Consider the following 25888-nt stretch of genomic DNA (forward strand, 5'->3'; position numbering starts at 1 on the left):
CACGATGGGCCGGATCGGGGTGGACGTCTACCCGCTGCAGAGCGGCCTCTCGCTCCGGCACGTCGAGACCTTCGGCAAGTACCTCGGCGGCTCGCCGTCCAACGTCGCCGTGGCCGCGGCCAGGCACGGGCGCTCCTCGGCGGTCATCACCAGGACCGGCGCCGACCCGTTCGGGGAGTTCCTGCACGACGCGCTCAGGGGCTTCGGCGTCGACGACAGGTACGTGACACCCGTCGCGGGGATGCCGACGCCCGTGACGTTCTGCGAGCTGTTTCCCCCCGACGACTTCCCGCTGTACTTCTACCGCTTCCCGACGGCGCCGGACCTGCAGATCCACTCGGAGGAGCTGGACCTGTCGGCCATCGCGCGGGCGGAGATCTTCTGGGCGACGGTGACGGGCCTGTGCCAGGAGCCCAGCAGGTCGGCCACGCTGGCCGCGCTGGGCGCCGCCACGGGGACGGTGGTGCTCGACCTGGACTACCGGCCGATGTTCTGGTCCTCGCGCGAGGAGGCGGCCCGCTTCGTCCGGCAGGCTCTGGCGCACGCCACGGTCGCGGTCGGCAACCTGGAGGAGTGCGCGGTCGCCGTCGGCTCGCACGACGCCGAGTCGGCCGCCGCCCTGCTGCTCGCGGCCGGGGTGAAGATCGCGATCGTCAAGCAGGGACCGCACGGGGTGCTCGCCACCGACGGCGTCACCACCGTCGTCGCGCCGCCCGTCCCCGTGGAAGTCGTCAACGGGCTCGGCGCGGGGGACGCCTTCGGCGGCGCCCTGTGCCACGGGTTGCTGTCCGGCTGGGACCTGGAGCGGACCGTCCGCTTCGCCAACGCGGCAGGCGCGATCGTCGCCTCACGCCTGTCGTGCGCCGACGCCATGCCGACCTCCGCCGAGGTGGAGGCGGTGCTGGAGCTGGCCGCGTCGGGAACCACCCTGACCGCCGCCCACTCCGCCTCCCTCGCCCCGGCGTCCGGCCTCTCGCCCGTACCCTCGTCGAACTCCCCGGAGACCCCCCGCCCCGTGCCGGGGGCCGGGCCGCAGCAAGACCCTGGCCCCGTGCCCGCCTTCGATCCGCCGAAGAACCTCACAGGAGAGCGCTCATGATCCAGGACAGGCTCGCGACGCTCGTCGAGACCAGAGCCAACAGGCCCGCCGCCATCGCCGAGGCCGCCGCCCTGCGGCTGCGCCCCGACAGCCTGCTCGGCGAGCACGGCAAACTCATGGTGATCGCCGCCGACCACCCCGCGAGAGGCGCGCTCAGCGCGGGCAACCGCCCCATGGCCATGGCCGACAGGCTCGACCTGCTCGACCGGCTCTGCACCGCCCTGGCCAGGCCGGGCGTCAACGGCGTCCTCGGCACCCCCGACATCCTCGAGGACCTCCTGCTGCTCGGCGCGCTCGACGGCAAGGTCGTCATCGGCTCGATGAACCGCGGCGGCCTCGCGGGCTCGGCCTTCGAGATGGACGACAGGTTCACCGGCTACGACGCCGCCAGGATCCAGGCGATGCGGTTCGAGGGCGGCAAGACGCTGACCAGGATCGACTACGCCGACCCCGCCAGCGTCGACACCCTCGAGGCGACCGCCAGGGCCGTCAGCGACCTGGCCCAGCGCGACCTGCTGGCGATGGTCGAGCCGTTCATCTCGCACAGGGTGGACGGCCTGGTGCGCAACGTCCTGACCGCCGACGCCACGGTGAAGGCGGCCGCGATCGCCGCGGCGCTCGGCAGCACCTCCGCCTACACCTGGCTCAAGCTGCCCGTGGTGGACGACATGGAGCGCGTGATGGCCGCCACCACGCTGCCCGTCGTCATCCTCGGTGGGGAGGTGGACTCCGACCAGGAGGCGGTGTTCGCCCGATGGCGCAAGGCGCTGGCCTGCCCGACCGCGCGCGGCCTCGCCGTCGGCAGGTCGCTGCTCTACCCGCCCGACGACGACGTCGTCTCCGCCGTCGACGCGGCGGTGGGGCTGCTGTGAGCCACCACCGCAGGGGCTCGCTGGCGGCTGGGCCGTACGAGCTGGAGGTCACGCCCGAGCTCGCGGGCTGGGGCCACTCGGGGCTGCGCGTCCTGGAGCTGGCGCAGGGCGGCCGTCACGCCTTCCACACCGGCGGGGAGGAGCTGATCGTGCTGCCGCTCAGCGGCGCGGGCACGGTCACCGTGGACGGCACGCGCTTCGAGCTGACCGGCAGGAGGAGCGTCTTCGACGGCCCCTCCGACTTCGTCTACGCCCCCATCGGCGCCCGCGTGGAGATCGAGGGCGGCGGCAGGTTCGCGCTGCCGTCGGCCCGCGCCACCAGGAGCCTGCCGGCCAGGCACTGTCCAGCCGACGCCGTCCCCGTGGAGATCAGGGGAGCGGGCACGGCCAGCCGCCAGGTCAACAACTTCGCCGCCGCCGACGTGTTCGAGGCCGACAGGCTCATCGCCGTCGAGGTTCTCACCCCCGGCGGCAACTGGTCGTCCTACCCGCCGCACAAGCACGACGAGGAGCGGGAGGGCGAGTCGCGCCTGGAGGAGATCTACTACTTCGAGGGCAGCGGCTACCAGCGCGTCTACTCCTCGGGGCCGGGGCGCGAGATCGACGTCTTCGCCGAGGTGGGCGCCGGCGACGTGGTGCTCATCCCGCACGGCTACCACGGCCCCTCGATGGCGCCTCCCGGCTACGACCTCTACTACCTCAACGTCATGGCGGGTCCCGGCGAGCGGGTCTGGCTGTCGTGCGACGACCCCGCGCACGCCTGGATCCGCGACACCTGGGCGGGACTGCCCGCCGACCCCAGGCTGCCCTTCGGGAGGACGTCATGACCGTGCTGACCGTCGCGCAGGCGACCGTCAGGTTCCTCGCCAACCAGTGGACCGAGCGCGACGGCGTGCGGCAACGGCTGTTCGCGGGGTGCTTCGGCATCTTCGGGCACGGCAACGTCGCGGGCCTCGGCCAGGCGCTGCTGGAGGCGGGCGACGCGCTGCCCTACCACCTGCCGAGGAACGAGCAGGCGATGGTGCACACCGCCGTCGGCTACGCGCGGATGAGGAACAGGCTGTCGACCTTCGCCTGCACCACCTCGATCGGGCCAGGCGCGACCAACATGGTCACCGGCGCGGCGCTGGCCACGATCAACAGGGTGCCCGTCCTGCTGCTGCCCGCCGACACCTTCGCCACGCGCGTGGCCTCGCCGGTGTTGCAGGAGCTGGAGCTGCCAGGCTCCCTCGACGTCAGCGTCAACGACTGCTTCAGGCCCGTGTCGGTCTTCTTCGACAGGATCAGCAGGCCCGAGCAGCTGGCCTCCTCCCTCCTGGCGGCGACGAGGGTGCTCACCGACCCCGCCGCCACTGGCGCGGTGACGCTCGCGATGCCGCAGGACGTGCAGGCCGAGGCCCACGACTTCCCCGAGGAGCTGTTCGCCGAGCGGGTGTGGAAGGTCCGCCGTCCCGCCCCCGCCGCCGAGGACCTCGCCGAGGCCGTCGAGCTGATCAGGACCGCGCGCAGGCCGCTCCTCGTCAGCGGCGGCGGCACCATCTACAGCGAGGCGACGGACGCGCTGCGGGCGCTGGCCGAGGCGACGGGCATCCCGGTCGCCGAGACGCAGGCGGGCAAGGGCTCGCTGCCCTACGACCACCCCTCCGCCGTGGGCGCGATCGGCGCGACGGGCAGCACCGCCGCCAACGCGCTGGCCCGCGAGGCGGACGTGGTGATCGGCGTGGGCACCAGGTGGAGCGACTTCACCACCGCCTCCCGCACTGCCTTCCAGCACCCCGGCGTGCGCTTCGTCAACCTCAACGTCGCGCCCGTCGACGCCTACAAGCACGCGGGCGTGCCGCTGGTCGCCGACGCGCGCGCGGGACTGCTCGCGCTGGCCGACGGGCTGCGCGGCTGGTCGGTGGAGGGCGACTACGCCTCGCTGGCCGTACGGCTGGCGCAGCAGTGGGAGCGGACGGTCACCCGCGCCCACACCCTCGGCCACGGCCCCCTGCCCGCCCAGTCGGAGATCATCGGCGTCGTGCAGGAGCTGAGCGAGCCCGCCGACGTGGTGGTGTGCGCGGCCGGCAGCATGCCGGGCGACCTGCACAAGCTCTGGCGCACCCGCGACCCGAAGGGCTACCACGTCGAGTACGGCTACTCCTGCATGGGCTACGAGATCGCCGGAGGGCTCGGCGTGAAGATGGCCGACCCCTCGCGCGAGGTGACGGTCATGGTGGGCGACGGGTCGTACCTGATGATGGCCCAGGAGATCGCCACCGCCGTGCAGGAGGGGGTGAAGCTCACCATCGTGCTCGTGCAGAACCACGGCTTCCAGTCGATCGGCGCGCTGTCGGAGTCGCTCGGCTCGCAGCGGTTCGGCACCCGCTACCGCTACAGGGGCGCCGACGCGCTGCTGCCCGTCGACCTGGCGGCCAACGCGGCCAGCCTGGGCGCCCAGGTGCTGAGGGCGAGCACGGTGGAGGAGTTCAGGAAGGCGCTGGCGCAGGCAAGGGCGGCCGAGGTGACCACGGTCGTGCACGTCGAGACCGACCCTTCGGTGCCCGCGCCCGACTCGGAGTCGTGGTGGGACGTGCCCGTCGCGCAGGTCTCGGAGCTGGAGAGCACCAGGCGGGCGCGGGTCGCCTACGAGAAGGGCAGGCGCGCCCAGCGGCCGCTGCTGTAGGGACGGCTCAGCGGTCGAGCACGTGGAGGGCGGGGGAGCTGGGAGTGAGCAGCAGCGCGCCGTCCCGCCCGCACGCGACCGTGTCGGCCACCCGCGCGCCGAACAGCCCGCTCAGGTGGATGGCGGGCTCCAGGCACAGGGTCATGCCGTCGGCCAGGGGCTCGGGCTCGTCCAGCCTGGGCCCCTCGTCGTGGCCCCAGCCCACTCCTCTGCCGCCCACCTGGCCGAAGTCGCCGTAGCCGCTGTCCTCGATGACCTGGCGTGCGCGGCCCGCGACCTGCAGGGCGGCGGCGCCCGGCCGTACGGCGTCCAGCGCCGCCGCCCTGGCGGCCAGCACCACCGAGTACATCGCCTCGAAGTCCTCGGGAGGTTCGGCCACCGCGAACACCCTGGCCACCTCGGCGCAGAAGCCGTCCCACCTGCCGCAGACGGACACCTGCAGCGCGTCGCCCGGATTGATGACCCGCGCCGTGGGCGGCTGGGCGCGTGAGGCGGTGTGCTCGCCCGCGGCGACCCGCACCGACAGGACCTCCTCGCAGCCGCCCTGGACCATGAGCGTCCGCAGCCTGGCGGCCATCTCCCTCTCGGTCGCGCCGAACCAGGCCAGCTCACGGGCGGCCGTCAGGACGGCGTCGGCCGCCCGCGCCGCCCGCGCCACCGCCTCGACCTCCTCGCGCGACTTCCTGAGCCGCAGCGGCCGCAGCACCGCAGAGGCGGGGATCAGCTCGGCGTCGATCCGCATCGCGAACAGCTCGGCGACGCGCATCTCGTCGTCCACGCCGACCCTGCGCGCCCCCCTGGGCACGAGGGAGGCGGGATCGCTCGTCTCGACCGGCGGGCGGCCCTGGACCACGACGAGGAAGGACTCGCCCGTGCCGCCGAGGAAGCGGTGGTCGGGGGAGGGGCGCAGCACCAGCGCGTCCACGCCCGCCGCCGCCATGGCCTGGCGCACCAGCTGCTCCCTCATCACTCGGGGGCGTGCAGCCAGCAGGCGACGGGGCCGAAGTCGGGTTCCTTCACCCTGCACACGTCCATGACCAGCGGACAGCGCGGGTGGAACCTGCACCCGTGGGGCGGGTCGGCGGGATCGGGGACGTCGCCCGGCAGCTCGGCGGGCAGCACGCCAAGGCCGTCGGGCTGCGGGATCGCGCCCAGCAGCGCCCTGGTGTAGGGATGCTTCGGGTCGGCCCACACCTCCTCCGTCCGGCCCACCTCGACGATCTTCCCGAGGTACATCACCGCGATCCTGTCGGCGATCAGCCGCACCACCGAGAGGTCGTGGCTGATGAACAGCAGCCCCGCGCCCGAGTCCACCGCCAGGTCGCGCATCAACCTGGCGACCTGCGACTGCGCCGAGGCGTCGAGTGCGGAGATCGGCTCGTCACCGATGAGCAGCGAGGGCCTGGCCGCCAGGGCTCTGGCGATCGCGATGCGCTGGCGCTGGCCGCCGGAGAACTCGTGCGGGTGCCGCCCGGCGAACTCGCGGGGCAGACCGACGCGCTCCAGCAGGTCGGCGGGGGCGGTGGTGGTGTCTCCCGCGGTGCGCAGGCCGTCGGCGATCTGGTCGCCGACGCGGCGGCGCGGGTTCAGCGAGGCGTAGGGGTCCTGGAAGACCATCTGGATCGCGGTCAGCTCGCGCCTGCGCAGGCCCAGCGGGCTGACGGGGCGGCCGCCGAAGGTGATCTCGCCCTCGGCGGCGGGGTGCAGGCCGCACACGGCCCTGGCCAGCGTGGACTTGCCGCAGCCCGACTCGCCCACCAGCCCGACCACCTCGCCGGGGGAGACGGTCAGGCTCGCCCCCGCCACCGCCCGTACCACGGGCCGCCCTGGAGAGCGGTGCTCCACGACCAGGTCGCTGATCGTCAGCGTCGTCATGCCGTCTCTCCGTCTCCTGCGCTCTGCTGCCCCGACTCACCCGGGACGGCGTGCGCCTCGGGCAGGGAGTCCAGGAGGGAGCGGGTGTAGGGGTGGGAGGGCGTGCGCAGGACCTGCCCGCGCGGGCCCGACTCGACCACCAGGCCGTCCTTCATCACGCTCACCTCGTCGGCCACCGCCGACATCACCCCGAGGTCGTGCGTGACCAGCAACACCGCCAGCCCGAGGTCGTCGCACAGGCCGCGCAGCAGCCGCAGGACGCCCGCCTGGACGGTGACGTCGAGCGCGGTCGTCGGCTCGTCGGCGATCAGCACCTTCGGCGAGCAGGCCAGCGCGATGGCGATGGCAATGCGCTGGCGCATCCCGCCGGAGAACTGGTGCGGGTAGCGGCCGAAGGCCTCCTCAGGCCCGGGGATGCGGACCTTCGCCAGCAGCTCCACCGCCCTCGACCTGGCCTCCGAGCGGCCGAGCCCGAGGTGGTGGCGCATGTGCTCGGTGAGCTGCCTGCCGATGGTCAGCATGGGGTGCAGGCTGGTGGCGGGGTCCTGGAAGACCATGGCGATCTCGCCGCCGCGCACCCTGTTGAGCTCCTTGGGCCGCAGGCCGAGCAGGTCCCTGCCCTCCAGCGCGATCGAACCCGTGGCCCTCGCGCCGTGCGGGAGCAGGCCGAGGACGGCGAGGCCGGTCATGGTCTTGCCCGACCCGCTCTCTCCCGCCAGGCCGTGGACCTGGCCCTGCCGCAGCGACAGGTCGACGCCGCCGAGGATGTCCCTGCCGCCGATGGTGACCCTGAGATCGGTGATGTCGAGCATCAGAGCGCACGCTCCTTGATGGCGCGGGCCGTACGGGGGTCGAGGGCGTCGCGCAGCGTGTCGCCGAGGAAGTTGAAGGCCAGCACCACGGTCAGGATCGCCAGACCGGGGAAGGTGGCCACCCACCAGCTGTCGAAGACCTCCACGCCGCCCGCGACCATCGCGCCCCACTCGGGAGAGGGCGGCTTGGCACCCAGGCCCAGGAACGACAGGCCCGACAGCAGCAGCAGCGCGGTACCGATGTCGAGCGTGGCCAGCACGAGCACGGGGCCCGTGACGTTCGGCAGCACGTCCACGCGCAGCGAGCGCCACACCGAGAAGCCCAGCAGCCTGCCGCTCAGCACGAACTCCCGCTCCCGCACGCCGAGCACGAGCCCGCGCGTGACGCGGGCGTAGGCGGGCCAGGCCACCACCAGGACGGCGAGCACCGCGTTGACCAGGCTCGCGCCCAGCGCCGCCGCGACCACCATAGCCAGGATGACCGTGGGGAAGGCGAAGACGAGGTCGGCGACCCGCATGATCGTCTCGTCCACCCACCTGCCGAAGTAGCCGGCGCAGGCGCCGAGCAGGCCGCCGATCAGCAGGCTCAGCACGACCAGAAGGAGCGTCAGCGGGATGGAGACGCGCGCGCCGTACATGACCCTGCTGAGGATGTCGCGGCCGAGCTGGTCGGTCCCGAACCAGTGGTCGGCGCCCGGCGGGGCGAGCCTCGGCAGGTCCTGGGCGAGCGGGTCGTGCGGGGCCAGCAGCGGGGCGGCCAGCGCGATCACCAGCCAGGCGAGCGCGATCACCCCGCCGACGATGGCCAGGGGTTGCCGCCATGCTTCGGGCAGTCGTCGTCTCACTGCAGTCTCACTCGGGGGTCGATGACGCCGTACAGCACGTCCACGATCAGGTTGATGACCAGGTAGACCCCGCCGACCACCAGGCCCACGCCCATGACGGCGGGCAGGTCGAGGGTGGTGGCGCTCTTGTAGGCGTACTGCCCGACACCGGGCCAGGCGAAGATCGCCTCGACCAGGACGGTGCCCGACAGCAGGCTGCCGAAGGCGAGGCCCGCCACCGTGATGATGGGCACCAGCGCCGAGCGGAGCACGTACCTGAACAGGATCACCCTGCCGGGCAGGCCCTTGGCGCGGGCGGCGCGGACGTAGTCCTGGCCGAGCACCTCGAGCACCGCGCTCCTGGTGAAGCGGGTGAGCAGGCCGATGGTGTAGAGGGCGAGCACCAGCGCGGGGGTCAGCAGATGGCCGACCGCGCTGGCGAAGACGTCCCACTGGCCCGCCAGCGCCGAGTCGACCGTGGCGAGGCCGGTGACGGGCGGCGGGGCCTGCAGGCCGGGGTCGATGCGACCGCTGCCCGGGGTGATCTGGAGCCGGTAGAAGAAGACGTAGAAGGCCACCAGGGCCAGCCAGAACGTCGGCACCGAGATGCCGATCAGGCTGAGCACCCGCAGCACGTGGTCGGACAGGCGGTCCCTGCGCAGCGCCGCCACCACGCCGAACGCGACGCCGAGGATCAGGGAGACCACGATGGCCGCTCCCGCCAGCTCCAGCGTGGCAGGGACGGTCTCCGCGAGGTCCTGGCTGACAGGGCGGTGGCTCTGCTGGCTGACACCGAGGTCACCCTGCAGCATGCCGCCCAGGTGGATCAGGTACTGCTGGGGGAGCGGCTTGTCCAGGCCGTGGTCCTGCCGCCACTGGGCGACGATCGCGGGGTCGCCGAGGGCGCGCTGGCCCAGGTTGGCGGTCGCGGGGTCGCCAGGGACGAGGTTGGTCAGGACGAAGGTCACCACCGTGATGCCCCAGGCCAGCAGGACCGCGATGAGGACCCTGCGCAGGAGGAACCTGGCGAGGGGATGCCGCAGGGCGCGCCGCCGCCCCCGTGTCCCTGCGGCTTTCTCTGGGGGCTCCGGTACGGCCGTGGCCGTACCGGAGGAGCCGTCGGGGTCGGTCATCAAGACGGCCTACTTGGCGCCGAGGTCGGCGAGGTCGACCGTCCAGACCGGGTGGTACTCCAGTCCGGTCACCGACGCGGCGGTGACGATGTTCTGGCTCGGCTGGATGAGCGGGATGAACGGTCCGGAGGCGTTGAGCTTGGTCTGCACGTCGGCGTAGGCGGCCTTGCGGGCCTCGTCGCCGATGGTCGTGGCCGCCTTGTCGCCCGCGGCCGAGACCGCCTTGTCGGCGCCGTCCTTCCATCCGGCCCGCAGACCCACGAGCTTGCCGGGCAGGAAGGCCAGGTAGTCGCTCGGGTCCGGGTAGTCAGGGCCCCAGTACCACAGGCCGAGCTCCTCCTTGCCGTTGCGGTAGTTGTCGAGCGCGGTGGTGACCGGCGCGGGCGCGAGGTCGACGGTGATGCCGACCTCCTTCAGGTTGGCCTGGATCCGCTCGGCCAGCGGCTGGAAGGACAGCCCGTTGACGGTGAGCTCGCTCGGGAACTCCAGCTTCACGGTCGGGTTGGACAGCCCGCTGGCCGCCAGCGCCGCCTTGGCGCCCTCGACGTCGCGCTTGGCCGCCTGGTCCTGCGGCAGCGCGCCCAGCAGCTGCGAGGGGATGATCCCCGGCGCCTGCGTCGAGCCCTCACCGGCCAGCTCCAGCAGCCCCGCGTAGTCGACGCCCTTGCGCAGGGCCTCGACGAACTTGGCGTTGGGCGTGGTCTTGCTGACCGAGGAGTCCTGGTTGGCGAGGAGGAAGATGACGTTGGCCGAGGCGGTCTTCTTCACCTGCAGGTTCGCCGGCATGCCGGTCACCTGATCGCCGGAGAGGTTGAGCGCCACCTGGCTGTCGCCGCGCTGCACGTTCAGCTTCTGCGTGGCGGCCTCGACGTTGCGGATGACGACCCTGTCGTAGGCGGGCTTGGCGCCGTAGTACTTGGGGTTGGCCTTGAGCACGACCTGGCTCGACAGGTTGAACGACTCGATCGTGTAGGGCCCCGAGCCCGCGGAGGAGGTGTTCAGGTACTGCTCGGCCTTGTCGCCGGCGTCGGTGGTCGCCCCGTGCTCCTTGGCGACCTTGCTGTTGATCACGCCGAGCGCGGGGTTGGGCAGGATGTAGGGCAGCGCGGGGTTGGGCGCCTTCGACGTCAGCGTGATCGTCGTGTCATCGGTCTTGGCCACCTCGACCCCGTCGAGCAGGAACGAGGGCGTGCCCTTCATGTCGCGCACCCGCGTCAGCGAGAAGACCACGTCGTCGGCCGTCAGCGGCGAGCCGTCGGCGAAGGTGGCGCCCTTCTTCAGCTTGAGCGTCAGCACCTTGCCGTCCTCGGACAGCTCGTACGACTCCGCCAGCGCGGGGACCGGCTTGGTCACGTCCGCGCCGTCGAAGGTCAGCAGCGTCTCGTAGACGGCCTTGCCGACGAACAGGCCCGTCGGCTCGTAGGTGCGGCCTGGATCGGCGGTCTTCAGGTCGAAGGACGTGTCGATGACGAGGGTCTTGGCGCCGGACTGCGGTGCGGACGACGGCTTGACGCCGCCGGCGGAGCAGGCGGCGAGCGCGAGAGCACCGACGACCAGCAGAGCTGCCGTCTGAGAGCGGGTCGCCATGGGGTGTCCTCCGAAGCTGGACGGTTGGTTGCGATTGGTGCTGGATTGTCCGGCAGAATGTCCAGCTCATGTCACAAGACTGAGACGTACGTGAAGGGATTGATCACCTAATGACGGAAATGTCTTCAAATAGCGGACGCCCAGCTGATCCTTCTGGACGGATCGGCATCGGGCTCGAACTGGACAGCATCCATATGAAGATCCTCGAGGTCCTGCGCGAGAACGGCAGGATCTCCGTCGCGGCGCTGGCCGAGCGGGTGGGGATCTCGCGGGCGAACGCCTACACCAGGTTCGAGGCGCTGAGGGCCGACGGGGCGATCAAGCGGTTCACCGCGGAGATCGACCATGTCAGGGCCGGGCTCGGCATCACCGCGCTGGTCTTCGTGACCGTGCGGCAGCAGATGTGGAAGCAGTTCAGGGCCGAGCTGGCCAGGATGCCCGAGGTGGAGTACTGCGCGATCACCACCGGCCAGCACGACGCCATGATCCAGGTGCGGATGGCCGACGTGGCGGCGGTGCACAGGCTGGTGACCGAGCGCATGGCCAACATCCCCGCGGTGAAGGCGACCGAGACGGTCTTCATCCTCGACGAGGTGCTCAGGCGGCCGTACGTGCTGCCCACCGACAGGGACGCCGGGCGTACGGCCAGGCGGCCCGCCGCGCCCGAGCCCGCGGAGGTGCCGCTGGGGAAGATGCGCTTCGTCGGCGCGGCCGAGGGCAGGGCGGCGCTCAGGAAGGAGGGAGGCTGAGACCTCCCATGTCTTTCGCCGCGCGGCCGAGGAGGGCGGGCCGGACCAGTCCTCCTCGGCTGGATCTTCTGACGGGCGGCCCGGAAATGAGAGTTAGGAAAGTTTCCTAAATTCCGTTGACCCCCGTGACTTTCTGTGGGATCACGGTGCAAAGCTCCTATCTCTTCACGGAGACCCAGATGAAGTTACGCACCCTTCTCGCCCTTACCGGATTACTCGTCGTGTCCGCCCCTTCGCTCGCCTCCGCCGCGCCCACCCGCTACGAGGCCGAGAACGCCACCGTCTCCCAGGGCGTGGTCGAGTCCAACCACGCCGGATACTCCGGCACCGGCTTCGTCAACGCCGACAACGTGGCCGGCGCCTACACCCAGTGGACGGTCACCGCGCCGCACGCGGGCACCGCCACCATCGCCCTGCGCTACGCCAACGGCGCCACCGCCAACCGGCCGAGCGACATCTCCGTCAACGGCACGCTCGTCGCCGACGACCGGGCCTTCGACCCCACGGGCGCCTGGTCCACCTGGGCCACCAGCACGCTGACCGCCCCCGTGGTCGCCGGCCAGAACACGATCAGGGCGACCGCCTCGGCCGTCGGCGGCAACCCCAACTGGGACTTCCTCGACTTCGAGGTGCAGGCGCCCAGCGACTTCACCGACTACCAGGCCGAGAGCGCGACGATCTCCCAGGGCGTCGTCGACACCAAGCACGCCGGCTACACGGGCTCGGGATTCGTCGACTACGCCAACGTCGCGGGCTCCTACGTGGAGTTCACCGTCAGCGCGGCCGCCGCAGGACAGCAGGCGCTGGCCTTCCGCTACGCCAACGGCACCACGACCAACAGGCCGCTGGACATCTCGGTCAACGGGACCGTCGTCGCCAGGGACTTCCCCGGCACCGGCGCGTGGACCACCTGGCAGGAGGTCACCTTCAACGCGGCGCTGAACGCGGGCGCGAACGTCGTCAGGGCCACCGCCGCCACCGCGAACGGCGGGCCCAACCTCGACAGGCTGCGCGTCAGCGGCCCCGGCGACACCGAGAAGCCCACCCCGCCAGGACAGCCGTCGTGCAGCGAGATCACGCACAACAGCCTCAAGCTGACCTGGGGCGCCTCCACCGACAACCTCGGCGTCGTGGCCTACGACATCTTCCACCAGGGCACCCAGATCGCGACGGCGCCCGCCTCGCCGTACACGCTGACGGGGCTGAACCCCGACTTCGGCTACCAGCTGTCGGTCTTCGCCCGCGACGCCTCGGGCAACGTCTCGCTCAGCAGCCCCGAGGCCGCCTGCCGCACCCTGCCCGCGCCGGCGGACGACCCGCCCACCCAGCCCGGCCAGCCGACCGTCTCAGGTGTGCAGCCCACCCAGGCCACGCTCACGTGGGGCGCCTCGACCGACGACGCCGGCGTGCGCGCCTACCTGATCCGCGACGCCGCCGACACCGTGCTGCAGACCGTCACGGGCAGCCCGCCCGCGACCACAGCCACGGTCCCTCTCGAGTGCGGCAGGACCTACCAGCTGCGCGTCGTCGCCCGTGACACCGCCAACCAGCTCTCCACGCCGAGCGCGCCTTCGGCCGCCTTCACGACGGGCTCGTGCGGGACCGTGCCGCAGACCCCGACGACGATCGCCGGCGGCTGGGACGTGCCGTGGGACCTGTCGTGGGCCCCCGACGGCAGCTACGCGCTGGTGACCGAGCGCGACACGTTCAGGGTCTTCAAGGTGACGCCTTCGGGCGCCAAGACCCAGGTCGGCACCGTGCCCAACGTCGTGACCACCGACGGCGAGGGCGGCCTGATGGGCATCGACTTCTCGCCGGGCTGGAACGGCACCACCGACCAGGAGGTGTTCTTCATGCACACCGCCTCGGAGGGCAACAGGGTCGCGAAGATGAACTTCAACGGCACCTCCCTCAGCGGCTACGCCTCCGTCCTGCAGGGCATCGCCAAGAACCGCTACCACAACGGCGGCCGCCTCAGGTTCGGCCCCGACGGCCACCTGTACGTCACCACCGGCGACGCCCAGCAGACCAGCACCGCCCAGAACCTCTCCTCACTCAACGGCAAGATCCTGCGCATCACCAAGACCGGCGCCGCCGCCCCCGGCAACCCGTTCGGCACCCGCGTCTACAGCTACGGCCACCGCAACCCGCAGGGCCTGGCGTGGGACTCCGCGGGACGGCTGTGGTCCTCGGAGTTCGGCAACGCCACCCGTGACGAGCTCAACCTGATCCAGTCGGGCAAGAACTACGGCTGGCCCACCTGCGAGGGCACCTGCAACGTCTCCGGCATGACCAACCCCAAGCACACCTGGACGGTCTCCGAGGCCTCGCCCAGCGGCATCGCGATCGTCAACAACACCGTCTTCGTGGCGACCCTGCGCGGCCAGCGGCTGTGGCGCGTCGTGCTCAACGGCGAGAACGTCTCCTCCGTCAACTCCTACTTCACCAGCACGTACGGCAGGCTCCGCCTGGTGGAGAAGGTGCCCAACGCCGGCGCCATCTGGTTCGGCTCGAGCAACTCCGACAACAACGGCAACGGGAGCGCCGACGTGATCAGGCGCTCGACGATCCAGTAGGAAGGACCGCCATGCGTCTGTCGCGACGCCAGCTCGGCGCGCTCGTCGGAGCGGCGGTCCTGGCCCGCAGCTGCCGGGCCGCCCGGCCGTGGCCGCGCCGGCCTGGAAGCTGATGTGGTCGATGTACATCCCCTCCTCGCTGAAGGCCACGACCTCCTTCACCCACATCATGCAGACCAAGATGCCCGGCACGGGCACCGGTCCGATCACCGTCACCTCGCTGCGCAGGGTCAACGACGACGAGGCGTCTCCGTACGACCTGGTCGCTGATTCGCTGTTCCACGCTCTCTCCGACCAGTTGTACGCGGCCATCAGCTCGCCGGACTTCGCGGACCGCCTTGGGGAGCGGGGCCTGCGTGTGGGGCCTGCCCTCGACGAAGGGGAGCCGCCGGAGCCGCCGATGGGTGGGCGTAGGAGGTACTTGGCTTCGGCAAACCGGACGGCAAACCGGACGGCAACCCGGTCGAGCCGATCGAGCTGATCGACCGGCTGTACGCCGAAGCATGGCGGCCGGGGTGGGAAGCGCACGCCGCGCTTCCCACCCCGGCCGCCTCTACCGAAGGGGAGGTATCGGAGTGAACGCCCACCCCGACCAGCTACCCGCGCACGCGGCGGAGCTGTTCGCCGCGCTGTCCTGGCAGGGAGACCTGTTCGAGCGGATCCACATGGTCGGGTACGCGAGAGAGCCAGGGAGTGGCGCGTTTGAGGCTGCCGATCGGGCGGCCGTCGCGGTGGCCGCGCTCGATTGGACATTCGTCGAACCCCTAGAACTGGAGCGCATCTTCGACCCTGTACCTGCGCTGCGCGTCTCCCTCACGCTCATGCCCCAGGCCGCTGTCCTGGCAAGCCTGACCACACCCGATACCGGCGAGGACACTCGATGCCTGACCTGCTACCCGCGCGCCTCACCTCCTCCGCCGGCGGGAGCGGCTCGCCGCCGATGCGATGCGGGTGGACCCCGTCCCTCGTGCAGGTCAGGGCGGTGGCGGGGCGCTTTCTGGGTAGGGGGTGCGCATGATTTCGCTCATGGACAAGGTGCGCGCGTACCTGTGCCGTCCGCGCAAGCGGGACGTCGAGAAGGTCAAGCGGGTGGCCGGGGATCCGCACGCCAAGCAGAAGGCTCACCACTTCTTGGATAAGGTCCGCTCGCGGCGTCACCACCACTGAGTGTCGCGTTTTCTGCCCGCACCGGCGCCGGCGCGGCGCGGGGCGGCCTTTCGTGTGTCCGGAGTGAGCGACCAGTGTCAGCTGACGCCTGCTAGGTCACCCACCGTAGCGCGGGTGAGAAAATCCCCGGGCCAAGCACCTACTGTGCGTCACATCCACGGTGTGGCGGGGATCGCCGGACTTGAGGCGGCAAAGCGAGCTTGCCCGGAGACGAAAGAGGTTTGGCCGCACCGCCTCAGCGGTAGGGCCAAACCTTCAACCGAGCCGACGACGGCAGTTATGCGATGTAGCTGATGAGGAAGGGAAGCTGCTGGTTTCCGTCCTCCACGGTGCCAATCGTCCCGTTGGGGTGGAGCACGACGTTGCCCTCGCCATAGCTGTCACCCCTCCAGGAGAAGATCCACGCCGGACCGTCGAGGTATGTGGCAGCACTGGTGCGCCATGAGTCGGAGGGGATGTCGGCCAGTTGGTGCCCCTCTCCCCGGGAGGCGGCGAAGGCATAGGCATCGTTGCGCGTCTTCTTGTGGCCCTTCCCGTACCAGTACAGGCGGTAGGTGCCCTGGGCGGTCGCCTCGTCCTCAGCGTCGGCGAGGGAAATGGGAATCTGTACCAGCTGTTCGGTCATCGCTGCTCCACCTCTCACTTGGGGGATGTGCGCGGAGCGCCATCCCCGCTGTTACCCAATGCTGTATTTCCGTCACTGAGAGTAGTTAAACGGTGGAACCGGCGGCGATCTTCCTTCGGCGCGGGCACGGACGGTAGCCGCTTCCGCCTGTCGCCCTCGCGCGCATGGCCGCTGCGACCCTGGACCTGCTCATCGAGCAGGGCACTGACTACGAGCTGGCGCTGACTCTCACCAGCAAGCCGCCCGACCCGGGCCCGTTGGACCTGGCAGGCTGCCAGCTGCGCGCCCATGTGCGGCCGCACCATGGCGATGACGCCCCCCTGCTGTACGACGTCTCCACCGGCAACGGCCGGATCGTCATCACCGACGCGGCCGCGGGCCAGGCCACCCTCCGCATTCCCGGTCAGGAGTCGGCGGGGTGGGAGTGGCGGCAGGCCGTCTACGATCTGGTGCTCGTGGACGCAGGCGGCCGCCAGAAGCGGCTCCTGCAAGGCGCGGTCCGCGTGCGGGACGCGCTGAGCGAGCTGGCCTTCCCCGATCCGTTGGTTTGTCATACAAAGCATGGCGAGTAACGTGGGCACATGACTTCCGACGCCCTCGTGGACGCCCTCGTCCGCAACACCTTCCAGGTGGTGGGCGTGCTCACCCGCATCGGAGCCGAGCGCGACCTCTCACTCACCCAACTGCGGGTCCTCGGCATCCTGCGCGACCGCCGCCCACGCATGACCGAGCTCGCCGCGTTCCTCGGCCTGGACAAATCGACCCTGTCCGGCCTCATCGACCGTGCCGAACGCCGAGGGCTGGTGGCCAGGGGCAAAAACCCGCAGGACCGCCGCGTCGTCGACGTGTTTCTCACCCCCGCCGGCCTGGAACTGGCGGAGCAGGTGTACGGCGAGGTCCGACGCGCACTGGCATCTGCGACGGACCGGCTCAACCCGCAAGACAGCGACCGACTCGTCCAGCTGCTGCACGCTGTCCTGCGCTCTCCCGACTGAGGCCGCCTCCGCCCAATGGCTCACCCCGGGATCGGCGTTCGATCCCGGGGTGATGCCGGATTGCCTCAGGCGAGGATGGCTACGCCGGTGATCAGGAGTTCCACTCGCCGGTCATCTCGACGTAGTTCTCGCCACGGACCTTCTTGCCGTTGTACTTACCGGTAAAAGCCGCTGTGGCCTCCAGGTAGCCGCTCCCGTCGGGAGTCTCGATCTCCTGGTCCGGATTTCCGGTGACCCGCACGTCGAGCTCGGCGTGCAGGGCGGGAATACGGATGCGCCAACGAGTGGGATACGTCTGGCCGGTGGCCGGACTGGTCCACTGCTGGGAGGCGCCCTGCGCGAGCGGCTCGACGTCGACCACGTCGTAGGAGCCGTCCGGATGGAGGACGGTCGCCCAGCTGTGCTTGGTTTCGGCGCCGATCGTGTCCCAGATGGCGACCTTGTCGCCATTGGGCATGCTGAGGTTCATCCATGTCCACCTTGTCAGCGACGTCGGCATCTCACCCCATTGCCTGTCCAGCCAGGAGGTGCCCCTGATCTGGTGCTTCTGGCCGTCGACGACGAGCGTTCCGGACGTCCGCATCTCCGGGAGTGCGAACTCGTAGTTCGGCACGCCGTCGACCAGGGTGAAAACGCCGGTCGATGCGTAGTTCATGGCGGGGCCGGTGGGCGCCAGTTGGACATCGAGAGATCCCCAAGGCGTCTCGACCTGCACCGACTGGCGGACGAGGTCACCCGTCCAGCTCAGCCCTGGTGCCTTGATGTCGAGCATGCCCTGGCTCCACCGATAGTCCTTCGGCGCGACCATCGCGTCGTAGTCCTTGTACCACCCGGTGGTCTTGTTGATCACCGCGAACGTCCAGCGGTACGCGGCCTCGCCCCTGCTCGGGAGGATGCGCGTGTGGACCTGAAGACCGAACTCCTGACCGTTCGCCTTCACTGAGCTGGTGAAGTAGATCGAGTCGAACCAGGTCGGCTCGGGCCCGGGCGCGTGCCGTCCCAGGTCGGCCGCGGGATCGACCAGGGCGGGGATCCCTGACGTGGCGGAGCGGGCGGTCGGTGTTGCGGAAGGGGCGGTCGCCTGGGCCGTGGAGCTGGCGAATGTACCGAACGCCAGAACCGCTGCCGAGGTGACCAGGGCTGCCGCTCGGCGCCTGGTCCGGATTGCGGGCATGAGGATTTCTCCTTGTATCAGGGGTGGACGAGACCGTCGCTCACCCACCGACGCCGACCGGCAAAGCCGCAGATGATCATCATCGCCACGGAGTCGCCCCTGGCCGGGCCATTTGTTTGCAATACCAACAACTTCATATTGGTTGGTATTGCAAACGATGTCAAGCGCTCCAAGGACCGCACGCCCGACGCGGTGCGCCCTCGCTTCACTCACGTGGTGGCCAAGCGGCCAGGAGGGGGTCGGCCCACATGAGCCCGAAACCCACATAGAGTGGATCATGAACGGTGTTTCCGCTGATCGGCACCGCGTACTCGACGGCTGCTCGTACCGCTCTGCTTCGGCGACGTGCGTGAAAGGGGCGTGCTGGGCGATCAGGCCTCTCCGGCCTTCTGTGCGAGTGCCGCCTCGCGTTCGAGTGCGATATCCCGTAGAAGCGCGGTGTCCTGGTAGAACGAACGCTTTTTGGTGATCTTTCCGTTCGCCACGTCGACCAGCTCGAGAACGGTCATCCTCCACGGGTTGCCGTGGATGTCGGTGCCACTGTTCGTGGCCACCACCACCACGCGAGTGGGAACGTCGGCAATGAGCTCGTCGATGCTGATGGCCCGGATGTCCAACCCGGTCAGCTCGTGCATCCGATGCGGGGTGTCGGTAAGACTCGTGCAACCAGGTACACGCGATTGAGTCCGCCCGGGTCAGTGGCGTTCTACTGATCGGTGGGGAGGCGTCCGACGGCGGCTTCGAGGTCGGCGTAAATGGCGGTGAAACCAGGCGCCGATTCCCCGCGCCGCCATACCGATCCACAGGACACGATGATCACCGAAGTTGGCCCTCCGCTCGGGTCCGTGCGATGAGCCCCAAAGTAGGAGTGTCACCCCAGGTCACAGCAGGTGACCGGGCTCACGCCGTGGTCATCCCCGCGCTCGAGGCGTAAAAGCGCGAGCCCGCCTCCGCCGCCGCGGCCGGAGTGTAACCACATCACGCCCACAGCCATGTGATCCCGAGCATGCGTTTGCAGACCCTTGGTCTCTGAGGACGAATGGCGGGGGTATGTCGCCCCACATGGCCTTTTGCGGCCCAGGGAGGAGGATCAGTATGTACGCAACGGTACGGCGATACGAGGGGGTAACCGATCCCGCCGAGGCGGCGCGCCGAGTGGGTGAGGGGTTCGTGCCGCTCCTTGGCCAGGTACCCGGGTTCGTGGCTTACTACTGGGTCGATGCTGGGGATGGGGTGATGGTTTCCACCAGCGTCTTCGAAGATCAAGCTGGGGCCGAAGAATCCACCAAAAGAGCTGCGGACTTCGTGCGGGAGAATCTTGCCTCCCTGCTTCCGAACCCTCCTCAGGTCACGGCCGGTGAGATTGTGGCGTCCGGGTAGCGGCTACCTGTCACCCGATCGCGGCGGTGGGGGTACGCCGCCCCCATACTGAACGCCACCGTCCGGTCGCCTTCCGCGTCGAAGTCAATGAGCCGCAATGTTTCTGCTGACCTGCTGAGACTCCTTGAGAAACACGCTCAGGGGACGACGGGTCAAGCTCTATCCAGGCAGGTCAGACCCATATCCGTTGGATTTTCCGCGATTGGTACCAGGACTCCGAGAAGGCACACGCGGAGAACCTCGCCCTGCGCCAGGAACTCACCGGGCGCACCGGCGCGTAAACCTCCTCCCCACCGCCAGCGCCGGGATCGCGCTATCGCAGATCACTAGTTATCTGCGATAGCGCGGATGCTGTCCTGGGGAACACCCCGCAGGGTGATTTCCTCGGGCATCGGTTCCTCTTCCAGTCGCCGGTGTCGGAGGAGAAGTGCACGTGAAGGCGTCAGCGTGCAAGCTGCTGCAGGACACTGGCCGATGGGGTTGTTGAACACCCCTGACTTCTCAGCACATCGGCCGGTATCCCGGTCACTCACCGTGATTTGCGGCGATGCTGCTCGTTTGGGCCGTGTGACGCCATTCTCGCGGCGCTTGCCCATCTCGGATCAGGAGCCCCAACAGAAAGTCATTCACCGACAACCATCCACAGTCGCCAGACGTCCGTATCGGCACGGGCCGCGCTGCCACGCGGCCACTAGGGTCGGCAGACATGTATCCCGTCCTGATCACCTCCCCCCGACTCGGCTTGCGCGAGTTCACCCCCGACGACGTGGACGCGCTCACCGACATCTACGGCGATCCGAGGGTTGTCGAGCACATGAGCTTCGAGCCGCGCGACCGCGACCAGGTGGAGACGACCATCTCCAACGTCACCGCCGCAGCCCGGGTAGAGCCGCGGACCGAGTACTCGCTCGCCGCGGTTCTGCCCTCCGGGCACCTGGCAGCCTTCGCGCGGCTAGCCATCGACACCCAGCATCCAGGGCAGTCCAGCGGGCAGCTCGGCTTCGCTCTACGCGCGGACCTGTGGGGCCAGGGCCTTGGTAGCGAGGTGGTTCGGCTCCTGCTGCGGCTCGGCTTCGACGAGCTCGGCCTGTACCGCCTCTGGGGGGCGCGCGGCCCCGACAACCAGCCCTCGGCGCGCGTGATGACCAAGCTCGGCATGATCGAGGAAGGCCGCATCCGTGGCCACATCAACGTAGGTGGCCGGTGGCGAGACTCCGTCGTGCATTCCATCTTGGAGCCCGAGTGGCACCGGGCCTGACACGCACGGTCGCCGAGCGTCACCAGCTTGGCGACGTGCCCGAGGGGGTGCCCGTCGCGAAGATCAGTCGAAGTTGTTGATCATCATCCCGAGTATCCCGACGCTTGCAACGATCTTCCAATCGATGGGCTGACCCTCGGATACCAGAGCCACGACGGCCACGAGGCTGAACGGCGCGCGGACCATCGAGCCCCCAAGTGGGGCATCCAGCGCTCGCTCGGCGACACCTCGGGATCGCTGCAGAACTGGCCCCTGCTGCTGACCGACCTGCGCGCCTGCAAGCCGGTGGAGGCGACGGGGACGAGGCTGGAGGCCGAGAACGCGACGATCTCGCAGGGCGCGGTGGAGTCCGATCGCGCGGGCTATTCGGGCACCGGTTTCGTCAACACCGCCACCACGGCGGGCGGCTGCCCCAATTTCGACTACGTGGAGATCCTGGCCTGACGACTCGCGCGCGCCACCGAGGGGCATCACGCCCGCGGTGGCGCGCCCGGATGTCAAGGGCTTGCTTCGGCTCCATGATCGGGTTTCGATAGGTGCGGTCGTTCACCCCCGACGTGGGAGGCGCACATGGCAGACCCCGACTTCAGCCGAGCGCAGTGGCGCAAGAGCACGTTCAGCGCCGACGGCGCCTGCGTGGAGATCGCCTACGCGGACGGCGCCATCGCTGTCCGCGACACGAAGCACGACGGAGCGGGCCCGATCCTCGTCTTCGACGAGCGGGAGTGGTCGGCCTTCCTGCGGGGCGTCCACGCGGGACAGTTCGAGATCGACGAGCTGACCGCCTGACGAGCTGACGGCCTGACGGCGGGAGGCGATGGCGCGAGCGGCGCGACGGCGCGGGACAGGATCTCGTGGCGTCGTTCCGCTGCTCGCGGCGACCGGCGTCTCCGTCACCGGCGACGGCGCGTTCCTGACGGCGGCCCCGCTCCTCGCCGCCTCCCTGACCAGGGATCCGCTCGCCGTCGCGGCGGTGACGGCCGCCTTCTTCGTGCCCTGGCTGGTCATCGGCCTGCCCGCGGGCGCTCTCGTCGATCGCTGGAACCGGCGGCGGGTCATGCTGGCGGCCGACCTGGTCAGGGCGCTGGTCCTCACCGTCGCCGCCGTCCTGGTCGTCACCGGCAGCGCGAGCGTCCCCGCGCTGGTGGCGGCGGTGCTGGCCGTGGGCGCCGCGCAGTGCTTCTTCGACTCCGCGGCGCAGGCGACCATTCCGGCGGTCGCGGGGCGGGACAAGGACGCGCTCGCCCACGTGAACGGCCGGTTCTGGGCGCTGGACAACATCGGGCGAGGGCTCCTCGGACCTCCTCTCGGCTCGGCCGCGTTCGCGCTGGCCCGAGCTCTGCCGTTCGCGATCGACGCCGCCTCGTTCCTCGTCTCGGCCTGGCTGGTGCGCCGGCTGCCCGACACCGGTACGGCAGGCGCCGCCCGCGAGGGCCTGCTCTCCGCAGTGCGGGCGGGCCTGCGCCACGTGTTCGGAACGCGGGAGCTGCGGGTGCTCGCGCTGAGCCTCGGCGCCTACAACTGCGGCTTCAACCTCGTCCTTGCCACCTTCGTGCTGTACGCCACGGAGGTGCTCGCCGTGCCGGCCGCGGCGTACGGCGCGCTGGTGGCCGCGGGCGCGGTCGGCGGCGTCGTCGCAGGATGGCGGGCCCGCGCCCTCACCAGGCGGCTGTCCTACCGGCAGACGACGGCTCTCGCGCTCGCCGTCCAGGCGCTGGTGTGGCTGGGCGTCCTCGCGGGCGCGAACGTCTGGCTGACGGGCGTCCTGCTCGCCGTCGGCGGCGCGGGAGCGACGCTGACCAGCGTGGCCGTCGGGTCGGCCCGCCAGGCCCTGACCCCCGACGACCTGCTCGGACGCGTGGTCGCGGCGTTCCGCCTCTTCGGGATGGGCGCGGCGGGCCTGGGGGCGCTGATGGGCGGCGTGCTGGCGCGCCTGTTCGGGCTGAGCGCGCCGTTCCTGGCCGCCTCGGGCCTGGTGGCCGTCGCCGCGCTGCTGGCCTGGCCCCGCCGGCCGCGCGCCTAGCGGGTGCCGGCCTGGTGGGCGGTGACCCGGCCGGTCGCGCGCCTGGCGGGTGCCGGCCTGGTGGGGTGGTGGCCCGGCCGGTCGCGGGTCCCGCAGGGAAAGACAGGCAGGGCGCCTGGCGTGCGAGCGCTACGGTGTCCATCGTGAAGTGGCACGGACGTCAACGGCGGGGCCGCACCCCACGCCCGAAGAGGCGGCGGGACTCCCCACCGGTGACCCTGTCGGGCGGGGACGTCCTCCTCGTCGGATTCTTCTCCGCCAAGCAGAGGCGGCACGCCACCCTCATGGCCGAACTCGCCGAGTCGGTGACGGCCCTCGGCGCTCGCGTGGTGGGATGCGTGGTGCAGCGCCGGGGCGTCTCCGACGGCGGCGTGAAGGCGATGGACAGGCCCTACTCCTCGCGCACGCTGGTGAGCGCGGGCAAGGCGCGCGAGATCGCGCTCGCTCGTGAGGAGAGCGGCGCCGACGCGGTCGTCTTTCTCCATCCGCTGACGGATCACCAGCGCGACGTGCTCGCGGAGCTCGTCGGCTGCCCTGTGATCAGCTCCACCGACCTGCGGGCGTGATCTCGGGCCAGCCTCCGGCGTCCGCCCTCCTCCGCCCTGCGGGCCGCTCCCGGGAACCGTCAGGAGCTCCCCCTGAGGACGCACGGCCTCATGTCCCGGCTGGTCAGCGGTGTCGATGCGGCGTCAGATCCCCGCGGTCAGAGCCCCGCTGCGGCCGGCGGGGCGTCGTAGACCAGGGTGTATCGCCAGAAGAGGCGACGCCGGATCCGGGTGCCGGGCAGCTCCCTCGCGGCCGCGGCCCGGATGTCGGCGAGGGTCTCCTGGGCCTCGGTGGTGGGCGCCGTCATGTGCAAGGGCGGCGCGTCGGCGCGGGCCGGGTGTTTGACCAGCCCCATGATCGGATTGGCCGCCATGGCGGGCAGGGCGGCGAGCAGATCGGCGGGTCCTGACTCCCGGTAGCAGCCGACGACCACGAGGCGCCCGCCTGGGGTGAGACAGCCGCGCAGCTCGCGAAGGGTGGGTGCCAGGGGGAGGTGATGCAGGACGGCGACGAGGGTGACGGCGTCCCAGCGTCCCTGGGGGCGTCCGGCGAAGTCGGTGTTGACGACGGTGATCGCGGACTTGTCGGCGAAGCGCTCCGCCGCGGCGCGGGCGGTCGCGGGATGAGGCTCGAGCCCGGTGACGGTGGAGGGGCGGCGGCTGAGCAGAGCGACGAGGTTGCCTGTGCCGCACCCGACGTCGAGAACGGTGCGGGCGCCGGAGGCGGCCACCTGGGACGCGACCCAGGGTCCGTAGTGGTCGTTGTGGCTCCACGGGTGCCGCCGGTTGAAACGGTCGAGGCGAGACATCAGCGTCATGACGATCACGGTAACGATCAGCGCTCCCGCGCGCGGTCTCCCCGGCGCCTCCGGGACCGGATGGTGAGATCGGTGCGGGAGCGGACCGCCCCGACGACCTCAGGTCGTGCGCTCGGAGACGAACACGAACTCGCGACCTGGACGATCAGGGGCTTCTCGCACGTCCAGCACGCGATAACCGTGCGCGGCCAGGCTCGACTCCACCTCCTCGCGGCCTCGGAAGCGGAGAGTGGAGTCGGAGGTGACCACCGCGCCGTCCGACAGGAACCTGTAGGTGTGGCGGAAGGAGATCAGCGGAAGGCTGACGTCGGTGACCTCAAGGCGCTGCTCCACCGGCCCGCTCCCCGGGACGTCGAGGACGGTGGGAGCGGGGTCGGCGGCCCAATCCTCCCATGCCCGGCGTTCGGGACGCCTTGTCTCGAAGACGAGGTGGCCGTGCGGACGAAGCGCGGCGTGGATGCCCTGGAGCGTCCGTGTCCAGTCGTCGTCGGTGAGGAAGACCTGCGCCACGTTTCCCGTCATCAGGGCGAGATCAGCGCCGAGCCCCTGCACGGTCGTGGCATCACCGTGGACCCAGGTGATGCCTGTGGTTCGATCCTTCGACCTCGCGATCTCAAGTGACGCCTCGGCCGGATCGACTCCCACGACAGTGCGGCCGCTCTCGGCGAGCATGACGGCCAGGGATCCCGTCCCGCAGCCGACGTCGAGCACATGGTCGGCGCCCAGCTCCTCGACGATGTCGAGGTAGGCCGTCAGATCGTCGCGCGCACCGTCGAAGGCGTCGTAGACGGGTGCGAGACGAGGGTGGGAGAAGATCGCATCGGGCACCCGGCGACCATATCCGGCGATCAGGCGCTCCGGCGACGTGTTTTCGGCCGGCGCGAGCTCGCAGGGTCCGGCCATCGTCTGGTTCGCTGAACGACCGCGGTGGCAGCCCGGCCGTCGCTCCACGGGGGGAGGTGCGGCCAGGGGAGCGCGGGCGACTACCGTCACACCGTCACCCCCCTCCGCCGCCTCACGTGATCGCACGCGGTCTGACGGGAGAGCCCGTCAGGGGGTGCTGCGCGCGGAACGCCATTCGGGCGCGAGCACCGACCAGATCTCGGTGTCCTGCCGTACGCCCCGGTGGAGGCTGTTCTCTCGCTGGACTCCGTCGCGGCTCATGCCCAGCCGCCTGGCCACGTTGATGCTCGGCGTGTTCTTGGAGGAGACCTGCCACTCCACCCGGTGCATGCCGCGCTCCTTGATCGCCCAGTCGATGATGACGCGCGCCGCGCGGGTGACCAGGCCGCGTCCAGCGGCGGCCGGCTCCAGCCAGCAACCGGCCTCGCAGGTGCCCATGCCCGCCTCGAACACCCTGAACAGGACGCCGCCGACGAGGAGCCCGTCGAGCCAGATGCCGTACAGCCGCCCGGTGTCGGCGGCGGCCCTGTCGGCGTACGACTGGAGCCATCTGCGCGCGGAGTCGAGGTCGCCCACCACGTCGGGGAGCCCGACGTGCTGGCCGACGAACTCACGGCCGCGATCCATGTGGGCGAGGAACTCCTCGGCCTGCCAGGGCTCCAGTGGCCGAAGCTCAGCTCCATCACCCAGGGGAACGGCGAACATTCTCATCCTCCACAGTGGTCGTGCACGATCCCCGGATCCTCGCACGGCCGTCCGGCACGCTGTTCCGCGCCCCCGCACGCCGCCCCTGCACGCCCGCCGCCGC

At 70.5% G+C, this 25888-nt stretch carries 26 protein-coding genes and 1 pseudogene; 15 read left to right on the forward strand and 12 right to left on the reverse strand.

Annotated elements, in window-relative coordinates; translation table 11 throughout:
* Window positions 1-4 precede the first annotated feature (4 nt).
* From iolC to iolD, 4 genes and pseudogenes are all read left to right on the forward strand, one after another.
* Window positions 5-913 (forward strand): annotated as a pseudogene (iolC, locus tag ABFX55_RS02855) (5-dehydro-2-deoxygluconokinase); the annotation flags it as partial.
* Between the two features lie 182 nt (window positions 914-1095).
* Complete coding sequence (locus ABFX55_RS02860) at window positions 1096-1971, forward strand: Cgl0159 family (beta/alpha)8-fold protein (protein WP_346117311.1); 876 nt, start codon at window positions 1096-1098, stop codon at window positions 1969-1971.
* Complete coding sequence (iolB, locus tag ABFX55_RS02865; protein WP_346117313.1) at window positions 1968-2798, forward strand: 5-deoxy-glucuronate isomerase; 831 nt, start codon at window positions 1968-1970, stop codon at window positions 2796-2798. The genes ABFX55_RS02860 and iolB overlap by 4 nt, the downstream gene beginning before the upstream one ends.
* Complete coding sequence (gene iolD, locus ABFX55_RS02870; protein ID WP_346117315.1) at window positions 2795-4636, forward strand: 3D-(3,5/4)-trihydroxycyclohexane-1,2-dione acylhydrolase (decyclizing); 1842 nt, start codon at window positions 2795-2797, stop codon at window positions 4634-4636. The genes iolB and iolD overlap by 4 nt, the downstream gene beginning before the upstream one ends.
* Before the next feature lie 7 nt (window positions 4637-4643).
* On the opposite strand, the gene ABFX55_RS02875 is transcribed toward iolD, so the two are convergent.
* The 6 genes from ABFX55_RS02875 to ABFX55_RS02900 are packed head-to-tail and all read right to left on the reverse strand — an operon-like array spanning window position 4644 to window position 10867.
* Window positions 4644-5603, reverse strand: coding sequence for a M24 family metallopeptidase (locus ABFX55_RS02875; RefSeq protein WP_346117317.1), 960 nt, complete (start codon window positions 5601-5603; stop codon window positions 4644-4646).
* Window positions 5603-6511, reverse strand: coding sequence for an ABC transporter ATP-binding protein (locus tag ABFX55_RS02880; protein WP_183644122.1), 909 nt, complete (start codon window positions 6509-6511; stop codon window positions 5603-5605). Before ABFX55_RS02880 ends, ABFX55_RS02875 begins: the two co-directional genes overlap by 1 nt.
* A complete protein-coding gene (locus tag ABFX55_RS02885; RefSeq protein WP_183644120.1) occupies window positions 6508-7323 on the reverse strand; it encodes an ABC transporter ATP-binding protein in 816 nt (271 codons plus the stop codon). The genes ABFX55_RS02880 and ABFX55_RS02885 overlap by 4 nt, the downstream gene beginning before the upstream one ends.
* Window positions 7323-8168 (reverse strand): ABC transporter permease, encoded by an 846-nt coding sequence (locus tag ABFX55_RS02890; protein ID WP_183644118.1) that lies wholly within the window; start codon window positions 8166-8168, stop codon window positions 7323-7325. Before ABFX55_RS02890 ends, ABFX55_RS02885 begins: the two co-directional genes overlap by 1 nt.
* On the reverse strand, window positions 8165-9280 hold the full coding sequence (locus ABFX55_RS02895) for an ABC transporter permease (RefSeq protein ID WP_346117320.1): 1116 nt from the start codon (window positions 9278-9280) through the stop codon (window positions 8165-8167). The genes ABFX55_RS02890 and ABFX55_RS02895 overlap by 4 nt, the downstream gene beginning before the upstream one ends.
* A gap of 9 nt (window positions 9281-9289) precedes the next feature.
* Window positions 9290-10867, reverse strand: coding sequence for an ABC transporter substrate-binding protein (locus ABFX55_RS02900; protein ID WP_346117322.1), 1578 nt, complete (start codon window positions 10865-10867; stop codon window positions 9290-9292).
* 119 nt (window positions 10868-10986) lie between these two features.
* On the opposite strand from ABFX55_RS02900, the gene ABFX55_RS02905 reads away from it, so the two are divergent.
* The 4 genes from ABFX55_RS02905 to ABFX55_RS02920 all read left to right on the forward strand — a co-directional run bounded on the left by ABFX55_RS02905 (window position 10987) and on the right by ABFX55_RS02920 (window position 15359).
* Entirely contained in the window at window positions 10987-11616 is a 630-nt protein-coding gene (locus tag ABFX55_RS02905; protein ID WP_346117324.1) for an Lrp/AsnC family transcriptional regulator, read from the forward strand.
* 179 nt (window positions 11617-11795) lie between these two features.
* Window positions 11796-14192, forward strand: coding sequence for a PQQ-dependent sugar dehydrogenase (locus tag ABFX55_RS02910; RefSeq protein ID WP_346117326.1), 2397 nt, complete (start codon window positions 11796-11798; stop codon window positions 14190-14192).
* A 121-nt stretch (window positions 14193-14313) separates the two neighbouring features.
* Window positions 14314-14673, forward strand: coding sequence for a hypothetical protein (locus ABFX55_RS02915; protein WP_346117328.1), 360 nt, complete (start codon window positions 14314-14316; stop codon window positions 14671-14673).
* Window positions 14674-15218: 545 nt separating this feature from the next.
* On the forward strand, window positions 15219-15359 hold the full coding sequence (locus tag ABFX55_RS02920) for a hypothetical protein (RefSeq protein WP_346117330.1): 141 nt from the start codon (window positions 15219-15221) through the stop codon (window positions 15357-15359).
* 277 nt (window positions 15360-15636) lie between these two features.
* Here ABFX55_RS02920 and ABFX55_RS02925 read toward each other — a convergent pair whose 3' ends face one another.
* Window positions 15637-15984, reverse strand: a complete 348-nt coding sequence (locus ABFX55_RS02925) for a hypothetical protein (protein WP_346117332.1) — start codon at window positions 15982-15984, stop codon at window positions 15637-15639.
* A gap of 164 nt (window positions 15985-16148) precedes the next feature.
* Between ABFX55_RS02925 and ABFX55_RS02930 the strand changes: the two genes are divergently transcribed.
* Window positions 16149-16556 (forward strand): hypothetical protein, encoded by a 408-nt coding sequence (locus ABFX55_RS02930; RefSeq protein WP_346117334.1) that lies wholly within the window; start codon window positions 16149-16151, stop codon window positions 16554-16556.
* 9 nt (window positions 16557-16565) lie between these two features.
* Window positions 16566-16979 carry a MarR family winged helix-turn-helix transcriptional regulator gene (locus tag ABFX55_RS02935; protein ID WP_346117336.1) on the forward strand — a complete coding sequence of 138 codons (414 nt, stop codon included), beginning with the start codon at window positions 16566-16568 and terminating at the stop codon, window positions 16977-16979.
* 91 nt (window positions 16980-17070) lie between these two features.
* Here the strand turns inward: ABFX55_RS02935 and ABFX55_RS02940 are convergent, their stop codons facing one another.
* Both ABFX55_RS02940 and ABFX55_RS02945 read right to left on the reverse strand, forming a co-directional pair.
* On the reverse strand, window positions 17071-18153 hold the full coding sequence (locus tag ABFX55_RS02940) for a lipocalin family protein (protein WP_346117337.1): 1083 nt from the start codon (window positions 18151-18153) through the stop codon (window positions 17071-17073).
* Between the two features lie 371 nt (window positions 18154-18524).
* Window positions 18525-18788, reverse strand: a complete 264-nt coding sequence (locus ABFX55_RS02945; protein ID WP_346117339.1) for a nuclear transport factor 2-like protein — start codon at window positions 18786-18788, stop codon at window positions 18525-18527.
* 1451 nt (window positions 18789-20239) lie between these two features.
* Here ABFX55_RS02945 and ABFX55_RS02950 point away from each other — a divergent pair.
* The 5 genes from ABFX55_RS02950 to ABFX55_RS02970 all read left to right on the forward strand — a co-directional run bounded on the left by ABFX55_RS02950 (window position 20240) and on the right by ABFX55_RS02970 (window position 23380).
* Complete coding sequence (locus tag ABFX55_RS02950) at window positions 20240-20791, forward strand: GNAT family N-acetyltransferase (RefSeq protein ID WP_346117340.1); 552 nt, start codon at window positions 20240-20242, stop codon at window positions 20789-20791.
* A gap of 27 nt (window positions 20792-20818) precedes the next feature.
* On the forward strand, window positions 20819-21235 hold the full coding sequence (locus tag ABFX55_RS02955) for a carbohydrate-binding protein (protein ID WP_346117341.1): 417 nt from the start codon (window positions 20819-20821) through the stop codon (window positions 21233-21235).
* Window positions 21236-21361: 126 nt separating this feature from the next.
* On the forward strand, window positions 21362-21580 hold the full coding sequence (locus tag ABFX55_RS02960) for a DUF397 domain-containing protein (RefSeq protein WP_346117343.1): 219 nt from the start codon (window positions 21362-21364) through the stop codon (window positions 21578-21580).
* A gap of 28 nt (window positions 21581-21608) precedes the next feature.
* The gene (locus tag ABFX55_RS02965) at window positions 21609-22814 is read left to right on the forward strand and encodes an MFS transporter (protein WP_346117345.1); all 1206 of its coding nucleotides are present in this window, start codon (window positions 21609-21611) and stop codon (window positions 22812-22814) included.
* Between the two features lie 143 nt (window positions 22815-22957).
* Window positions 22958-23380 (forward strand): HflX-like GTP-binding protein, encoded by a 423-nt coding sequence (locus ABFX55_RS02970; protein ID WP_346117347.1) that lies wholly within the window; start codon window positions 22958-22960, stop codon window positions 23378-23380.
* 137 nt (window positions 23381-23517) lie between these two features.
* Here ABFX55_RS02970 and ABFX55_RS02975 read toward each other — a convergent pair whose 3' ends face one another.
* The 3 genes from ABFX55_RS02975 to ABFX55_RS02985 form a co-directional block, all read right to left on the reverse strand.
* A complete protein-coding gene (locus ABFX55_RS02975) occupies window positions 23518-24177 on the reverse strand; it encodes a class I SAM-dependent methyltransferase (protein WP_346117349.1) in 660 nt (219 codons plus the stop codon).
* Between the two features lie 99 nt (window positions 24178-24276).
* The gene (locus ABFX55_RS02980; protein WP_346117350.1) at window positions 24277-25005 is read right to left on the reverse strand and encodes a class I SAM-dependent methyltransferase; all 729 of its coding nucleotides are present in this window, start codon (window positions 25003-25005) and stop codon (window positions 24277-24279) included.
* 222 nt (window positions 25006-25227) lie between these two features.
* Entirely contained in the window at window positions 25228-25785 is a 558-nt protein-coding gene (locus ABFX55_RS02985) for a GNAT family N-acetyltransferase (RefSeq protein WP_346117351.1), read from the reverse strand.
* Window positions 25786-25888 lie beyond the last annotated feature (103 nt).

The sequence above is a fragment of the Nonomuraea roseola genome (assembly GCF_039535395.1).
In the GTDB taxonomy this organism is placed as follows: domain Bacteria; phylum Actinomycetota; class Actinomycetes; order Streptosporangiales; family Streptosporangiaceae; genus Nonomuraea; species Nonomuraea roseola.

Excerpts from the sequence above, each read along its gene's own strand:
- ABFX55_RS02985 (WP_346117351.1), bottom strand. The coding sequence starts at position 25,785 with ATGTTCGCCGTTCCCCTGGGTGATGGAGCTGAGCTTCGGCCACTGGAG.
- ABFX55_RS02975 (WP_346117349.1), bottom strand. The coding sequence starts at position 24,177 with ATGACGCTGATGTCTCGCCTCGACCGTTTCAACCGGCGGCACCCGTGG.
- ABFX55_RS02965 (WP_346117345.1), top strand. The coding sequence starts at position 21,609 with ATGGCGCGAGCGGCGCGACGGCGCGGGACAGGATCTCGTGGCGTCGTT.
- ABFX55_RS02910 (WP_346117326.1), top strand. The coding sequence starts at position 11,796 with ATGAAGTTACGCACCCTTCTCGCCCTTACCGGATTACTCGTCGTGTCC.
- ABFX55_RS02930 (WP_346117334.1), top strand. The coding sequence starts at position 16,149 with ATGGCCGCTGCGACCCTGGACCTGCTCATCGAGCAGGGCACTGACTAC.
- ABFX55_RS02920 (WP_346117330.1), top strand. The coding sequence starts at position 15,219 with ATGGACAAGGTGCGCGCGTACCTGTGCCGTCCGCGCAAGCGGGACGTC.
- iolD (WP_346117315.1), top strand. The coding sequence starts at position 2,795 with ATGACCGTGCTGACCGTCGCGCAGGCGACCGTCAGGTTCCTCGCCAAC.
- ABFX55_RS02950 (WP_346117340.1), top strand. The coding sequence starts at position 20,240 with ATGTATCCCGTCCTGATCACCTCCCCCCGACTCGGCTTGCGCGAGTTC.
- ABFX55_RS02925 (WP_346117332.1), bottom strand. The coding sequence starts at position 15,984 with ATGACCGAACAGCTGGTACAGATTCCCATTTCCCTCGCCGACGCTGAG.
- ABFX55_RS02905 (WP_346117324.1), top strand. The coding sequence starts at position 10,987 with ATGTCTTCAAATAGCGGACGCCCAGCTGATCCTTCTGGACGGATCGGC.
- ABFX55_RS02860 (WP_346117311.1), top strand. The coding sequence starts at position 1,096 with ATGATCCAGGACAGGCTCGCGACGCTCGTCGAGACCAGAGCCAACAGG.
- ABFX55_RS02875 (WP_346117317.1), bottom strand. The coding sequence starts at position 5,603 with ATGAGGGAGCAGCTGGTGCGCCAGGCCATGGCGGCGGCGGGCGTGGAC.
- ABFX55_RS02885 (WP_183644120.1), bottom strand. The coding sequence starts at position 7,323 with ATGCTCGACATCACCGATCTCAGGGTCACCATCGGCGGCAGGGACATC.
- ABFX55_RS02945 (WP_346117339.1), bottom strand. The coding sequence starts at position 18,788 with ATGCACGAGCTGACCGGGTTGGACATCCGGGCCATCAGCATCGACGAG.
- ABFX55_RS02895 (WP_346117320.1), bottom strand. The coding sequence starts at position 9,280 with ATGACCGACCCCGACGGCTCCTCCGGTACGGCCACGGCCGTACCGGAG.
- ABFX55_RS02935 (WP_346117336.1), top strand. The coding sequence starts at position 16,566 with ATGACTTCCGACGCCCTCGTGGACGCCCTCGTCCGCAACACCTTCCAG.
- ABFX55_RS02880 (WP_183644122.1), bottom strand. The coding sequence starts at position 6,511 with ATGACGACGCTGACGATCAGCGACCTGGTCGTGGAGCACCGCTCTCCA.
- ABFX55_RS02940 (WP_346117337.1), bottom strand. The coding sequence starts at position 18,153 with ATGCCCGCAATCCGGACCAGGCGCCGAGCGGCAGCCCTGGTCACCTCG.
- ABFX55_RS02915 (WP_346117328.1), top strand. The coding sequence starts at position 14,314 with ATGTACATCCCCTCCTCGCTGAAGGCCACGACCTCCTTCACCCACATC.
- ABFX55_RS02960 (WP_346117343.1), top strand. The coding sequence starts at position 21,362 with ATGGCAGACCCCGACTTCAGCCGAGCGCAGTGGCGCAAGAGCACGTTC.
- ABFX55_RS02900 (WP_346117322.1), bottom strand. The coding sequence starts at position 10,867 with ATGGCGACCCGCTCTCAGACGGCAGCTCTGCTGGTCGTCGGTGCTCTC.